Source organism: Enterobacter sp. 18A13, from assembly GCF_007035975.1.
Taxonomy (GTDB): Bacteria; Pseudomonadota; Gammaproteobacteria; order Enterobacterales; family Enterobacteriaceae; genus Enterobacter; species Enterobacter vonholyi.
Genome location: NZ_AP019634.1, coordinates 809,123 through 823,215, shown reverse-complemented (window position 1 = coordinate 823,215; position 14,093 = coordinate 809,123). Strand labels below are relative to the sequence as shown.

The 14,093-nt window shown below is 56.5% G+C and carries 13 protein-coding genes; 9 read left to right on the top strand and 4 right to left on the bottom strand.

Annotated elements, in window-relative coordinates; genetic code table 11:
- Positions 1 to 185 precede the first annotated feature (185 nt).
- Both mrcB and hrpB read right to left on the bottom strand, forming a co-directional pair.
- Positions 186 to 2,711 (bottom strand): bifunctional glycosyl transferase/transpeptidase, encoded by a 2,526-nt coding sequence (gene mrcB, locus FOY93_RS03905; RefSeq protein WP_143344658.1) that lies wholly within the window; start codon positions 2,709 to 2,711, stop codon positions 186 to 188.
- A gap of 144 nt (positions 2,712 to 2,855) precedes the next feature.
- Positions 2,856 to 5,285 carry an ATP-dependent helicase HrpB gene (hrpB, locus tag FOY93_RS03900; protein WP_143344657.1) on the bottom strand — a complete coding sequence of 810 codons (2,430 nt, stop codon included), beginning with the start codon at positions 5,283 to 5,285 and terminating at the stop codon, positions 2,856 to 2,858.
- Between the two features lie 73 nt (positions 5,286 to 5,358).
- On the opposite strand from hrpB, the gene thpR reads away from it, so the two are divergent.
- From thpR to panD, 9 genes are all read left to right on the top strand, one after another.
- Complete coding sequence (thpR, locus tag FOY93_RS03895) at positions 5,359 to 5,913, top strand: RNA 2',3'-cyclic phosphodiesterase (RefSeq protein WP_136195602.1); 555 nt, start codon at positions 5,359 to 5,361, stop codon at positions 5,911 to 5,913.
- Complete coding sequence (gene sfsA, locus FOY93_RS03890) at positions 5,903 to 6,607, top strand: DNA/RNA nuclease SfsA (RefSeq protein ID WP_023310436.1); 705 nt, start codon at positions 5,903 to 5,905, stop codon at positions 6,605 to 6,607. The genes thpR and sfsA overlap by 11 nt, the downstream gene beginning before the upstream one ends.
- Before the next feature lie 176 nt (positions 6,608 to 6,783).
- A complete protein-coding gene (dksA, locus tag FOY93_RS03885; protein WP_001155232.1) occupies positions 6,784 to 7,239 on the top strand; it encodes an RNA polymerase-binding protein DksA in 456 nt (151 codons plus the stop codon).
- A 59-nt stretch (positions 7,240 to 7,298) separates the two neighbouring features.
- Positions 7,299 to 8,189, top strand: coding sequence for a tRNA glutamyl-Q(34) synthetase GluQRS (gene gluQRS / locus FOY93_RS03880; protein WP_143344656.1), 891 nt, complete (start codon positions 7,299 to 7,301; stop codon positions 8,187 to 8,189).
- A gap of 42 nt (positions 8,190 to 8,231) precedes the next feature.
- Entirely contained in the window at positions 8,232 to 9,629 is a 1,398-nt protein-coding gene (gene pcnB / locus FOY93_RS03875; RefSeq protein WP_072254544.1) for a polynucleotide adenylyltransferase PcnB, read from the top strand.
- Positions 9,626 to 10,105: a 2-amino-4-hydroxy-6-hydroxymethyldihydropteridine diphosphokinase gene (gene folK / locus FOY93_RS03870; RefSeq protein ID WP_143344655.1), complete on the top strand. Its 480-nt coding sequence runs from the start codon at positions 9,626 to 9,628 to the stop codon at positions 10,103 to 10,105. The genes pcnB and folK overlap by 4 nt, the downstream gene beginning before the upstream one ends.
- Positions 10,106 to 10,227: 122 nt before the next feature.
- Positions 10,228 to 11,019 carry a 3-methyl-2-oxobutanoate hydroxymethyltransferase gene (gene panB, locus FOY93_RS03865; protein ID WP_045401071.1) on the top strand — a complete coding sequence of 264 codons (792 nt, stop codon included), beginning with the start codon at positions 10,228 to 10,230 and terminating at the stop codon, positions 11,017 to 11,019.
- A gap of 11 nt (positions 11,020 to 11,030) precedes the next feature.
- Positions 11,031 to 11,882: a pantoate--beta-alanine ligase gene (gene panC, locus FOY93_RS03860; protein WP_111964013.1), complete on the top strand. Its 852-nt coding sequence runs from the start codon at positions 11,031 to 11,033 to the stop codon at positions 11,880 to 11,882.
- 33 nt (positions 11,883 to 11,915) lie between these two features.
- Positions 11,916 to 12,296, top strand: coding sequence for an aspartate 1-decarboxylase (gene panD / locus FOY93_RS03855; protein WP_006810068.1), 381 nt, complete (start codon positions 11,916 to 11,918; stop codon positions 12,294 to 12,296).
- 3 nt (positions 12,297 to 12,299) lie between these two features.
- Here the strand turns inward: panD and FOY93_RS03850 are convergent, their stop codons facing one another.
- Both FOY93_RS03850 and FOY93_RS03845 read right to left on the bottom strand, forming a co-directional pair.
- Positions 12,300 to 13,547 (bottom strand): polysaccharide deacetylase family protein, encoded by a 1,248-nt coding sequence (locus tag FOY93_RS03850; RefSeq protein WP_115876423.1) that lies wholly within the window; start codon positions 13,545 to 13,547, stop codon positions 12,300 to 12,302.
- 62 nt (positions 13,548 to 13,609) lie between these two features.
- Positions 13,610 to 14,050: a PTS sugar transporter subunit IIA gene (locus tag FOY93_RS03845; protein ID WP_133293795.1), complete on the bottom strand. Its 441-nt coding sequence runs from the start codon at positions 14,048 to 14,050 to the stop codon at positions 13,610 to 13,612.
- Positions 14,051 to 14,093 lie beyond the last annotated feature (43 nt).

The window sequence follows — 14,093 nt, the reverse complement described above, 5'->3', positions numbered from 1 at the left end:
TATGAGCGCCAGAATAATATGCGAAACGCTGGTTGCATAGCAAGCAGTAAGCGGCCCTATGAGAATTAAGGGTTTAAGAAATCATCAAGAGAAAACGAAGGGTTAATCAGAGTTAAAACGAGGGTTAACGAAATGAGGTCTACGGGTAAAAAAAGCCCCCTTCCGGGGAAGAGGGCTTTACAAGGTTAGTTACCGCCGAACATGTCTTTAATCCAGCCCGCAACACCGTCGCTGTCTTTCTTCTCATTCTGCTGCTGCTGCTGTTGCTGCTGCGGCTGCTGTGGCTGAGAAGACTGGTCGAACGGGTTACCGGTCGGCTGTTCAGGCTGGCTCAGCTGGCACAGGGAATCCGGGTTGGTTGTCCAGACCGGCAGAGTACGCATTCCGCCGCCGCAGACGAAGTTACCGGAGCTGTCCACGCCCATATCGACGATATCTTCCGGCGCGACAAGGTTCAGCGGCACCGGGGACTGATTTGCCAGATAGCGCTGGTAAATCGACATCGCCCCGCTCGCCCCGTACAGCTTGGTCGGCTGGTTGTTATCGCGGCCTACCCAGGTGATCACCACTTCACGGCCATCAATCCCGGCAAACCAGGTATCGACGTTATTGTTGGTGGTCCCGGTCTTACCTGCCAGATGCAGGCCGGGATACTTCGCACCCAGCTGACGCCCGGTACCGCGCTGCACTACCTGCTGCATCGTCCACAGCGTCATATAGGCGGCCTGAGCAGGAACTGCACGCTCCGCCTGCGGGAAGCTCTGATACAGTACGGAGCCATCTTCGGCAATCACCGAACGCAGGGCAGACAGCGGCGCGCGGTTACCCCCGCTGGCAATAGTCTGGAACGCCTGCGCCACTTCGATCGGCGTCAGGTTAAGCGCGCCCAGGATCATCGCCGGTACCGGGTGCAGCTGATCTTTCGCCACGCCAAGTTTTTGCCAGGTATCGACAATCGCCGGCAGGCCCAGCGACATGCCCAGGTTCACCGTTGGCACGTTCATGGAACGGGTCAACGCATCCACCAGCATGACCTGCCCGCTGAACTGTTTATCATCGTTCTGCGGTGACCAGACCTGGCCGTTGGGCTGGCGCAGGGAGATCGGCGCATCCGCAATCCAGGTATTCAGGCGATACTGATTTGGCTGACTCAGGGCAGTGAGATAGGTTGCTGGTTTTGCCAGAGAACCGATTGAGCGACGCGCCTGCATGGCGCGGTTATAGCCAGCATACTGCGGCTCGGCACCGCCCACCATCGCGCGAACTTCCCCGGTGTTACGGTCAACCACCACCATCGCGGTTTCCAGATCGGAGAGCTTACGCTGTTTCTTCAGCGCCGGAATGCCTTCTACCGCCGCTTTTTCTGCCGCATCCTGCGCCACGGAGTCAAAGGTGGTGAAGATCTTCACGCCGGAGAGATCTTTGACCTTATCGCCAAGCTTGCTTTGCAGCTCCTGACGCACCAGCTGCATAAACGCAGGCTGAGGCGAGATCACCCCACCGCGCGGCTGGACCCCGAGTGGACGCGCGCTCAGCATGTCGTACAGCTCCTGGTCGATCACCTGCTGTTGTTGCAGCAGACGCAGCACCAGGTTACGACGCTCCAGCGCAAGTTTCGGGTTACGCCACGGGTTATAAATGGACGCCCCTTTCACCATGCCCACCAGCAGCGCCTGCTGGTCCAGGCTCAGCTCTTCCACCGGACGACCAAAGTAGTACAGGCTCGCCAGCGGGAAGCCGCGGATTTCGTTATCGCCGCTCTGACCGAGATACACCTCGTTCATGTACAGCTCAAGGATACGATCCTTGCTGTAGCGCGCATCCATCAGCACGGCCATGTAGGCTTCGTTCGCTTTGCGCCAGTAAGAGCGTTCGCTGGAGAGGAACAGGTTCTTCACCAGCTGCTGGGTCAGCGTACTCGCCCCCTGCACGGTCCGACCGGCAGTCAGGTTAGCCAGCACCGCACGACCAATCGAGTAGAGGCTGATGCCATCGTGCTCGTAGAAGTGACGGTCTTCGGTTGCCAGCAGGGTATCGACCAGCAGATCCGGGAAGCCATTACGCGCCACGAAAAGACGCTGCTCGCCGTTTGCCGACGAGAGCATGGTGATCAGACGCGGATCTAGACGGAAGAAACCGAACTGACGGTTGTTATCCATGTTCTCGATGGTATCCAGACGATCGCCGTCAAAGGTCAGACGCGCGCGCACCTGACCCTCTTTGCTGTCCGGGAAATCAAACGGACGACGGATCATCTCAATGCTGTTCGCCTGCACGGTAAATTCGCCAGGGCGCGTCATTTTTGACACCTGACGATACTGGGTGGCTTCCAGCAGTTTAACCATCTCGTTTTTCGTGATGGACATATCTGGCTCAAGGTTCACCATACGGCCATACACTGCCGCAGGTAGCTGCCAGACTTTACCGTCGATACGGCTGCGGATCTTCTGATCGAGATACACGCCGTAAATCGCCATCAGCACGACAAAAACAATAAACAGCTTCAGCAGCAGCCAGAACCAGCCGCGCTTGCCCCGAGGCTTACGCCCTTTGCCTTTTCCATTACGCGGCATCGGTTCTTCATCCTCATAATCGTCTTCATAGTCATCGTCATAGTCCTCATCTCTGAGGCGACGACGGCTTACCTTTTCTTTCGCCGGACGCGCTGGTTTTCCCTTACGTCCTATTGGCTCGCGGTCATTCCCCGCCATGCTTTTTCTCCGCAACTTTCAGGCGCAAAGGCCAGATTTTCTTTTCTTTCACAGGCCTGTGAAAGAAGAAATCTCTCAAAATGTGTTTTCTCCCTCTCCCCGCAGGAGAGGGGCGGGGTGAGGGCATCAGGCCGCACTCCCCTTTCACGAATATTTCTTCGTTCGCCGCGTCGGCGCCGTATTCGCCGGATCGTCCGGCCAGACATGTTTGGGGTATCGCCCCTTCATCTCTTTCTGCACTTCACGGTAGCTTCCCGCCCAGAACGCCCCCAAATCTCGGGTGATCTGCAATGGACGATGCGCAGGGGAGAGCAGCTCAAGCACTAACGGCACGCGCCCTTCCGCAATGGACGGCGTGGTGGCTTCACCAAACATTTCCTGCATCCGAACCGCCAGCGCCGGCGGATTATCCTCATGATAACGGATGGCAATCCGGCTTCCGGTCGGCACAGTGTAATGCCCTGGCAGTTCACTATCCAGACGTTGACGTAATGACCAGTCCAGTAAATTCTGTAACGCGGTCTTAACATCAAGCGCCTTAAGGGCTCGCAGGGAGTGCACGCCGCTCATTTGCGGCAGTAGCCAGCGCTCAAGCGTAGCGAGCAGCGTCTCGTCATCCACCGCAGGCCAACCGTATTCCGGCAGCCACTTCGCGGCGCAGTGCAGACGAATGCGGTACTGATCCGCTTCCGGCGTCCAGTTCAGGGCACTCAACCCTTTTTCCCGAATGCCATTCAGCATCGCCTGATGCAGCTCTTCTTCCGACGGCTTCGCCAGCGGCTTCGTTCCTAAAGTCAATTTCCCAATCTGGCTGCGACGAAACGCCTTCAGCGTGCCCTGGGCGTCATCCCATTCCACGGTATCAGATTGCTGAAGCAGCTGCGGACAGGTACGCGTCAGGGCGTCAATATCTACGGCTATCGCCTGCAGGATACGCGCATCCGGAGAATGGCTACCCTGCAGCAGGAGCGGCGCAATCAGCCACTCGTGACGCGTCAGGGCGTCATCGCTGTCCAGCATCGCACCCATGCCGTTTGCCAGCTGGTAGCGACCGTCCAGCCCGCGCCGACGCGCAATCCTGTCAGGGAAGCCCTGGGCCAGCAGGAAGGCAATCTTATCGCTGTCAGGCGCTCCTCCCCGGCTATTCAGGCGTTTGCTCAGCTGCTGCGCCCGCTGCTGCCAGTTTCCCTGATTGCGCGAAAAAGCCTGCCCCAGATCGCTGTTGCCTCCACGCGGCGGCTCCTCAAGAATAGCCGCCAGTTTTGCCGCCGTGGCAATTTCATCTTCCCCTTGCGCAGCCACCAGCATCGCGGCCAGACGCGGATCGTTGCCCAGCGCCGCCATTTTCTGGCCGCGCGCCGTCAGACGCTCGCCTTCCAGCGCGCCAAGCTGCGTCAGCAACGTGCGCGCAGCGGTGAGGTTTACGACAGGGGGAGGATTGAGCCAGGTGAGCTGCTCAGGGTTCGGGCAGCCCCACTGGAGTAGATCCATCACCAGACCAGACAAATCACTTTGTAAAATTTCCGGCGAGCTTTGCTGTGCAGCACGTTCAGCCTGTTCCGCGCTGGTCAAATGCAGGCAGATACCCGGCTCAAGACGCCCCGCTCGGCCAGCGCGCTGCACCATCGACGCCTGGCTGATGCGCTGCGTCAGGAGTTTAGTCAGCCCGGTACGCGGGTCAAAGCTTGCCACCCGCTCCTGCGCGCTATCCACCACCAGGCGAATACCTTCAATGGTCAAACTGGTTTCAGCAATGTTGGTTGCCAGCACCACCTTGCGCTGCCCCACCGGGGCAGGAAGGATAGCTTTACGCTGCTCCTGCAGTGACAGCGCGCCGTAAAGCGGGCAAAGCAGCATATCGCCGCCTACGCGGGTAGAAAGCTGCTCCTGCACGCGCTGGATCTCACCGACACCCGGCAAAAACAATAGCAGCGAGCCGGGTTCCTGACGCAGCAGTTCTGCGGTTGCGATGGCGACCGCTTCGTCAAAACGCTGATGGGTCGGAAGCGGTTGATAGCGGCGTTCAACGGGATACGCCCGCCCTTCAGAGCTGATAACAGGCGCATCGGGTAGCGCCTGCCGTAGCCGCTCATTGTCCAGCGTGGCCGACATTATCAAAAGCCGGAGATCGTCGCGCAGCCCCTGCTGAACGTCCAGCAACAGCGCGAGGGCCAGATCCGCCTGCAGGCTGCGCTCGTGGAATTCATCCAGGATCACCAGCCCAACGCCGTTCAGCTCCGGATCGTTTTGCAGCATGCGGGTAAGAATGCCCTCGGTGACCACTTCAAGACGCGTGGTCGGGCCAACGCAGGTCTCGGCACGCATCCTGTAACCTACCGTTTCGCCCGGTTTTTCATTCAGCAGCTCCGCCAGGCGCTGCGCCACGTTGCGCGCGGCCAGCCTGCGCGGCTCCAGCAGGATAATTTTCCCGCTGATGTTCCCGTCTTTCAGAATCTGCAGCGGCAGCCAGGTGGACTTACCCGCCCCCGTCGGGGCATTCAGCAAAACCTGCGGGGAGTGGCGTAAGGCAGCGAGAAGGTCAGGAAGAACGACGACGACCGGCAATGAGGACACTAACAGCTCCAGAGGGTTAACATTAGTCGGCGTACATTGTAGCATCGGCGCATATCATTACCGAGTCCTCCGTATGCCTGAGTCGAAACGGCTGTTTTTTGCCATTGAATTGCCCACCACGATACAGCGTCAAATTGTTCGCTGGCGTGCTGACAACTTCACGCCGGAAGCAGGCCGTCCTGTTGCGGCGGCTAACCTGCACCTGACGCTGGCCTTTTTGGGCGACGTCAGCGCCGAAAAACAGCGGGCATTAGCCGCAATGGCCGGGCGTATTGCCCAGCCGGAATTTACGCTGCAACTTGACGACGCGGGCCAGTGGCTGCGTTCGCGCGTGGTCTGGCTGGGAACGCGCCAGCCGCCGCGCGGATTATTGCAGCTGGCGAACATGCTGCGCGCGCAGGCGGCGCGCAGCGGCTGTTATCAGAGCCCACAGCCGTTTCATCCGCATATCACGCTGCTGCGCGATGCCGGTCAGGCCGTTGCCATCCCGCCGCCGGGTTTTCACTGGGCGTTTCCGGTCAACACATTCGCGCTTTATGAATCCGTCTTTGCACAGGGACGCACCCGCTATACGCCACTACAGCGCTGGACGCTGGGCAACACCGAAAGGAATTCTGATGAAGTTTAGTCCTCCTCTGCAGCACGCCACGTTAATCCAACGCTACAAACGCTTCCTCGCCGACGTGATTACCCCCGAAGGGGTTCAGCTCACCCTGCACTGCCCCAATACCGGTGCCATGACGGGATGTGCGACGCCGGGTGACAGGGTCTGGTATTCCACATCAGAAAATAGTAAACGGAAATATGCCCATACCTGGGAAATGACCGAAACTCAAAACGGGGCATTTATTTGCGTTAATACCCAGCGCGCCAATCAGCTGGTTAAGGAAGCGCTGACCCTTGGCACAATTCCCGAACTGGTGGGATATGGCACGCATAAAAGTGAAGTGAAATATGGCGATGAGGGCAGCAGAATTGACTTCATGTTACAGGCGGAAGACAGGCCGGAGTGCTATATTGAAGTGAAATCAGTGACGTTAGCGGAACAGGAAAATGGCTACTTCCCGGATGCGGTAACGCTACGTGGCCAGAAGCATCTGCGAGAGCTAATGAGTGTTGCGGCGGCGGGCAAACGCGCCGTATTGCTGTTTGCAGTATTGCATTCAGCCATTGAACGTTTCTCCCCTGCCCGCCATATTGACCCTAAATACGCGCAATTGTTGAATGAGGCACAAAAGCAGGGGGTAGAGGTTTTCGCTTATAAAGCGGAACTTTCTGCCGATAATATGACTCTGAGATCCTCTCTTCCCATTGTCTTATAAGGGATTAGACGATTGACGAATAAGTGTTCTGGCCGCGTGCGCAAATACGCTTTTCCTCACAGGCTTGTCAAGTGTTACGTTTAGATAATTGCCATACGGAAAAGCATCTGCTATTTATAGCGACCTGATTTTTCCCCCAACACGGGGATCGATAGTGCGTGTTAAGGAGAAGCAACATGCAAGAAGGGCAAAACCGTAAAACATCGTCCCTGAGTATTCTCGCCATCGCTGGGGTGGAGCCGTATCAAGAGAAGCCGGGCGAAGAGTATATGAACGAAGCCCAGCTGTCGCACTTCAAGCGTATTCTTGAAGCATGGCGTAATCAACTCAGGGATGAAGTCGATCGCACCGTTACTCATATGCAGGATGAAGCTGCCAACTTCCCGGATCCGGTAGACCGTGCCGCTCAGGAAGAAGAGTTCAGCCTCGAACTGCGTAACCGTGACCGCGAACGCAAACTGATCAAAAAGATCGAGAAAACGCTGAAAAAAGTCGAAGACGAAGATTTTGGCTACTGCGAATCCTGCGGTGTTGAAATCGGTATTCGTCGCCTGGAAGCGCGTCCAACCGCCGATCTGTGCATCGACTGTAAAACGCTGGCCGAAATCCGCGAAAAACAGATGGCCGGTTAACACCAGCGCTGTTTACACACTCCAAAGGCGGGAGTCTCTCCCGCCTTGTTACTGTTGATATGTCTGAATCACACTATATTGGGCGCTTCGCGCCATCTCCTTCCGGTGAATTACACTTCGGCTCATTAATTGCCGCGCTCGGCAGCTACCTGCAGGCTCGCGCCCGCCGGGGAAAATGGCTTGTCCGCATTGAAGATATTGACCCTCCGCGTGAAGTTCCCGGTGCAGCAGAGACTATTCTGCGTCAGCTGGAACATTACGGTCTTCACTGGGATGACGAGGTGCTCTGGCAGTCAAAACGTCACGATGCTTATCGGGAACGTCTGGCCTGGCTTCGCGATCGGGGGCTTTCCTATAACTGCACCTGCACCCGCGCCCGTATCCAGAGCGTAGGAGGGGTCTATGATGGTCACTGTCGTACGCTCAACCTTCCCCCGGAAAATGCCGCCGTGCGCATCAAGCAGCGCTCCCCGGTGACGCGCTTTAACGATCTCCTCTCCGGTGAGATTCATGCCGATGAACGTCTGGCGCGTGAGGATTTTATTATTCACCGTCGTGACGGCCTTTTCGCCTACAACCTGGCTGTGGTCGTCGACGATCGTTTTCAGGGCGTGACGGAGATTGTGCGCGGGGCGGATCTGGTCGAGCCCACCGTGCGACAAATATCGCTGTATCACCAGTTTGGCTGGACGGCCCCGGATTACATTCATCTGCCGCTGGCGGTTAATGCGCAGGGCTTAAAATTGTCAAAGCAGAACCACGCCCCGGCCCTGCCAGAGGGCGATCCGCGTCCTGTTTTGATCGACGCGCTGCGGTTTCTCAACCAGAATGTAACTAACGAATGGCAGGATCTGCGTATTGACGAACTGCTGAAAATGGCCGTTGCCAACTGGACGCTCGCGGCAGTGCCAAAAATCCAGCATTCTCAAATGCGTTGCGCTGAGCTATGATTAGCCGCTTTTTTCATAACAAAACACACTACGAGGTGTACCATTTTTACCCGAGTCGCTAATTTTTGCCGTAAAGTGCTAAGCCGCGAAGAGAGCATGGCGAACGATGCTATTGCACAGCCACACATGTCGGTTATCCCGCGTGAGCAGCACACAATTTCCCGCAAAGATATCAGTGAAAATGCCCTCAAGGTGCTCTATCGTCTGAATAAAGCGGGCTACGAGGCCTATCTCGTAGGCGGTGGAGTGCGTGATTTACTGCTGGGCAAAAAACCGAAAGATTTCGACGTGACGACCAGCGCCACGCCTGAGCAGGTGCGCAAACTATTCCGTAACTGCCGTCTCGTTGGCCGCCGTTTCCGTCTGGCTCACGTGATGTTTGGCCCGGAAATTATCGAAGTGGCAACCTTCCGCGGCCACCACGAAGCCGGCGCGTCCGATCGCACTACGTCACAGCGCGGCCAGAACGGTATGCTGCTGCGTGACAATATCTTCGGGTCCATCGAAGAAGATGCCCAGCGTCGCGACTTCACCATCAATAGCCTTTATTACAGCGTGGCGGATTTCACCGTGCGCGATTACGTCGGCGGCATGCAGGACCTGAAAGAAGGTCTGATCCGTCTGATCGGCACGCCGGAAACGCGCTATCGTGAAGATCCCGTGCGTATGCTGCGCGCCGTGCGTTTCGCCGCCAAGCTGAACATGCGCATCAGCCCGGAAACGGCAGAGCCTATTCCGCGCCTGGCGACGCTGATTAACGACGTGCCCCCTGCCCGCCTGTTCGAAGAGGCCCTGAAGCTGCTGCAGGCCGGCCACGGCTTTGAAACCTACAATCTGCTGCGTGAATACAACCTGTTCCAGCCGCTGTTCCCGACCATTACCCGCTACTTCACCGAAAACGGTGACAGCCCAATGGAGCGGATGATTGCGCAGGTGCTGAAAAATACCGATACCCGCATTCGCAACGACATGCGCGTGAACCCGGCGTTCCTGTTTGCCGCGATGTTCTGGTATCCCCTGCTGGAAACGGCCCAGCGCATTACCCAGGAGAGCGGACTCGCCTATTACGATGCGTTCGCGCTGGCCGCCAACGACGTGCTCGACGAAGGCTGCCGCACGCTCGCCATTCCGAAACGTATTACCACTCTGGTGCGCGACATCTGGCAGCTTCAGCTGCGCATGTCCCGTCGTCAGGGCAAACGCGCCTGGAAGCTGATGGAGCATCCTAAATTCCGCGCAGCCTTCGATCTCCTGTCGCTGCGCGCGGAAATTGAACGCAACCAGGAGCTGCAGCGTCTGGCGCAGTGGTGGGCTGAATTCCAGGTCTCCGCCCCGCCAGAGCAGAAAGATATGTTGACCGGGCTGGATGAAGAGCCGGAACCGCGTCGCCGTCATCGTCGCCCGCGCAAACGCGCGCCGCGTCGTGAAGGAACAGCATGACCCTCGCGTATATCGCCATCGGCAGCAATTTAGCCTCTCCGCTGGAGCAGGTGAATGCTGCCGTACAGGCGCTGGGTGAGATCCCGCAAAGCAAGATTGTGGCTGTCTCCTCGTTCTACCGCACTCCGCCGTTGGGTCCGCAGGATCAGCCTGATTATCTGAACGCCGCCGTGATCCTTGAGACTGAACTGGGCCCAGAAGAGCTGCTGGACAATACCCAGCGCATCGAACTGCAGCAGGGCCGCGTTCGCAAAGCCGAGCGCTGGGGACCGCGCACGCTGGACCTCGACATTATGCTGTTTGGTCACGAGACCATTAACACTGAACGTCTCACCGTTCCGCATTACGACATGAAAAATCGCGGGTTTATGCTCTGGCCGCTGTTTGAAGTCGCCCCCGATCTTATCTTCCCGGATGGCACCCCACTCAAGTCCATTCTGGACAGCCTCAACGCGGAAAGACCCACTCGCTGGTGATCGGGTTCCCTTGCTGATTAGCCTCAAAATAATTATGGCTAATCGGTTACCTAAAATCATTGTTCCCTCGAATGTTACTGTTAGAATGCGCAAAGATTCGCTTTGGGCTATCAGGAAACAGTATGAAACCAACCACCATCTCCTTACTGCAGAAATGCAAACAGGAAAAAAAACGCTTCGCCACCATCACCGCGTATGACTACAGCTTCGCCAAACTGTTTGCCGAAGAGGGGATCAACGTCATGCTGGTCGGAGATTCGTTAGGGATGACGGTACAAGGACATGATTCCACCCTGCCGGTGACGGTTGAGGATATCGCTTACCATACCCGCGCCGTGCGCCGTGGCGCCCCAGCCTGCCTGCTGCTTTCCGATCTGCCGTTTATGGCCTACGCCACGCCGGAGCAGGCATTTGAAAACGCGGCAGCGGTGATGCGTGCGGGCGCTAATATGGTCAAAGTTGAAGGAGGCGCTTGGCTGGTGGATACGGTGAAGATGCTCACCGAGCGTGCCGTGCCGGTGTGCGGCCATTTGGGTTTGACGCCGCAATCCGTCAACATCTTTGGTGGATATAAAGTGCAGGGCCGTGGTGATGCAGCCCAGACGCTGCTGGATGATGCCCTGGCGCTGGAAGCCGCAGGTGCCCAACTGCTGGTGCTGGAGTGCGTGCCGGTTGAGCTGGCGAAGCGCATTACTGAAGCTCTGTCGATTCCGGTGATTGGTATTGGTGCGGGCAACGTGACTGACGGTCAGATTCTGGTGATGCACGACGCCTTTGGCATCACTGGCGGACATATTCCAAAATTTGCCAAAAATTTCCTCACCGAAGCGGGCGACATGCGCGCTGCGGTCAGGCAGTATATTGCCGACGTTGAATCCGGTGTTTACCCGGGTGAAGAACACAGTTTCCATTAAGGAGTCTCGTTGTGCTAATCATTGAAACCCTGCCGCTGCTTCGCCAGCATATCCGTCGTGCGCGTCAGGAAGGTAAACGTATCGCACTGGTCCCGACCATGGGCAACCTGCATGACGGTCATATGAAGCTGGTTGACGAAGCAAGAGCCCGTGCAGATATCGTGGTGGTCAGTATCTTCGTTAACCCAATGCAGTTTGACCGCGCCGACGATCTGGCACGCTATCCGCGTACCCTGCAGGAAGATTGCGAGAAGCTAAAAAAACGCCATGCGGATATCGTCTTCTCACCTGCACCGGCGGATGTTTACCCGCAGGGTACTGAAGAGGCAACCTACGTTGACGTCCCGGGCATTTCCACAATGCTCGAAGGCGCGAGCCGCCCGGGTCATTTCCGCGGCGTTTCCACTATCGTCAGCAAGCTGTTCAACCTTGTGCAGCCGGACGTTGCCTGCTTCGGTGAGAAAGATTTCCAACAGCTGGCGCTGATCCGCAAGATGGTTGCGGATATGGGTTACGATATCGAGATTGTCGGCGTACCGATTGTACGCGCCAAAGACGGTCTGGCGCTCAGCTCGCGAAATGGCTACCTGACCGCCGACCAGCGTAAAATCGCGCCGGGCTTAAGCAAGGTCATGAATACCATGGCAGAACAGCTTCTGGCGAAAGAGTTAACTGCCGAAGAGATTATTGCTCTGGCTGAACAGGCGCTGAACGATAAAGGCTTCCGCGCTGATGATATTCAAATTCGCGATGCCGACACGCTTCTGGAGCTTACACAGACCAGCAAACGTGCGGTCATTCTGGTGGCGGCATGGCTTGGTCAAGCGCGCCTAATCGACAACAAAGTGGTTGAACTGGCGTAGGTTTCTCTACCCGGAAGATGAAAGGTAAACGTAATGATTCGCAAAATGCTGCAAGGTAAGCTTCACCGTGTGAAAGTCACCCAGGCCGACCTGCACTATGAAGGCTCCTGCGCCATCGACCAGGATTTCCTTGATGCCGCGGGCATCCTTGAAAACGAAGCGATTGATATCTGGAACGTTAACAACGGCAAACGTTTCTCAACCTATGCCATCGCCGCCGAGCGCGGGTCTAAAATCATCTCCGTTAACGGCGCGGCAGCGCACTGCGCTGACGTGGGCGATATTGTGATTATCGCCAGCTTCGTGATGATGTCTGATGAAGAGGCACGCCGCTGGCAGCCGAAAGTCGCCTATTTTGAAGGCGACAACGACATGAAACGTACCGCGAAGGCGATTCCGGTTCAGGTTGCTTAAGCATTATCCCTGCGGCTGATTGCTGATCAGCCGCGACATTGTTTCCAGCGAATCCGTTCTTAAGATGTACAGGCGTTTCAGTAAGAACGGATTATCCCCCGGCTTCACCTTCCCTTTCACCGTCGTCACTGCAAGATGGAAACCGGCATCATTTGCCGCCTTTATCGCTTTATTGTCGTAGCCGCCAAACGGATAGGAAAGATAGAGCACGCGCGGGTTAAACTGCGCCAGCGCGCGACGCGAGCGTTCAAAATCAAACAAAATCACGTGATAGCTGCGGCTCAGTAAAATCGGGTGCTTATACCCATCCACGCGGTGCAGGAAGTGGGTATGTGACTGAATATCAAATACATCCTGAATGCCCTTTATCTCCTGCACGCTCATAAACTGCAGCGATTTGGGGTCCCATTTCTGCGGGTGGCCTTTAATGCGGGAAGAGATAATAAATGCGGTAGCCTTGAAGCCGTATTCTTTCAGCACAGGATAGGCATAGCGGCTGACGGATTTCAGGCCGTCGTCAAAGGTTATTACCACCGATTTTGCAGGCAGGTTCATTTTGTTACGCACGTACCCTTCCAGCTGGTACATCGTCAGGGTGGTATAGCCCTGATCGCGTAACCAGGCCATCTGGTTGTTAAACGCACGTACGCTGGTGGTCGTGGACGTATGTCGAAAGCGCGTGTTTTCTTCATCACGCAAAATATGATGGTAGGTCAGAACCGGAAGTCCATTATCTTCCTGCGCATCCAGGCTGCTGATCCACGCCAGACGATTGCCGATGCGGATCTGAAACCAGGTCTGATTCAGGCGGTCTTTCAGTTTGTTTAATATGGGATAGCGAAGATTGGCGCTTAATGTGCCGAACGGCGCGCTACCGCTCGACGGCGCGTTATAGACCGGCGTGTCTTTCCAGGTAATGAGATTCTGATTGCTCAGGGGTTTATTGAGATCGCCGAGGCTGTCCTCAACGCGCTGTTTCCCCTGAACCGGCTCCAGGTGCCCTTTATCGATAAAACCCGTGCCAAAACCGAAGCGAAATTCATAGTAGTCCGCCGCCGCGGGCACGACGGCCAGGATCTGCCCGGCGCGCACGTTACCGACGTTGATCACGCTGTTTCCCACCTGTGCCCAGATCGCCGCGTCTTCGGTGGTTTGCATGTACTGGGCAGGCAGCGTTTGCTGGCTGAGTAAACTGGCTGAGCTGACGCCGGAAATGAGCATCAATAGCAGGAAAAGAATGCGCGGTAGCATGGTGTCTTAATCGGTGCGGAAAACTGCCGCTATTGTAACAAATGAGACATCAATACCAACGTTTAATTCTTATACAAATCGTGGAGCAGGACGAAAGGAGGATTTTTTTGCTGCTGATGCCACAAGCTGCTGACGCCCGGAACGCCCTGCGCCACGATGGCCTGGCGAAACTCAGCGCTGCTTAAGGATCCACGCTGCGGATACATTAACGCCAGCAGGGAGAGGTTAATACCCGAGATCACTTCACAGCACGCGTGCTTATGGCTGAGCAAAGCGGCTGCGCGGTAAGGCGCCGCGCCCGATTTATCGGTAAGAAAGATCACGCCATCACCGGTGTCGGTTTCATGCAGGGCATCGCACATCATGCGGCTAAGCATGTTGGTGCTCAACCCGCGCCAGTAGTTTACCGCCCGGCATTGCACCAGCGGGCCAAATCTGGCTTCAAGCTTATCCAGTATTTCCTGCGCCTGTTCATCGTGGCAGGTGATAACCCATCCCAGCATAACTCTCTCCTTAGCAGGCAAGTAGTTTAGCGAAGTGAAGGTT

Coding starts and splice junctions, on each gene's coding strand:
- mrcB (WP_143344658.1), bottom strand. CDS start 2,711: ATGGCGGGGAATGACCGCGAGCCAATAGGACGTAAGGGAAAACCAGCG.
- thpR (WP_136195602.1), top strand. CDS start 5,359: ATGCCTGAGTCGAAACGGCTGTTTTTTGCCATTGAATTGCCCACCACG.
- sfsA (WP_023310436.1), top strand. CDS start 5,903: ATGAAGTTTAGTCCTCCTCTGCAGCACGCCACGTTAATCCAACGCTAC.
- dksA (WP_001155232.1), top strand. CDS start 6,784: ATGCAAGAAGGGCAAAACCGTAAAACATCGTCCCTGAGTATTCTCGCC.
- gluQRS (WP_143344656.1), top strand. CDS start 7,299: ATGTCTGAATCACACTATATTGGGCGCTTCGCGCCATCTCCTTCCGGT.
- folK (WP_143344655.1), top strand. CDS start 9,626: ATGACCCTCGCGTATATCGCCATCGGCAGCAATTTAGCCTCTCCGCTG.
- panB (WP_045401071.1), top strand. CDS start 10,228: ATGAAACCAACCACCATCTCCTTACTGCAGAAATGCAAACAGGAAAAA.
- panD (WP_006810068.1), top strand. CDS start 11,916: ATGATTCGCAAAATGCTGCAAGGTAAGCTTCACCGTGTGAAAGTCACC.
- FOY93_RS03850 (WP_115876423.1), bottom strand. CDS start 13,547: ATGCTACCGCGCATTCTTTTCCTGCTATTGATGCTCATTTCCGGCGTC.
- FOY93_RS03845 (WP_133293795.1), bottom strand. CDS start 14,050: ATGCTGGGATGGGTTATCACCTGCCACGATGAACAGGCGCAGGAAATA.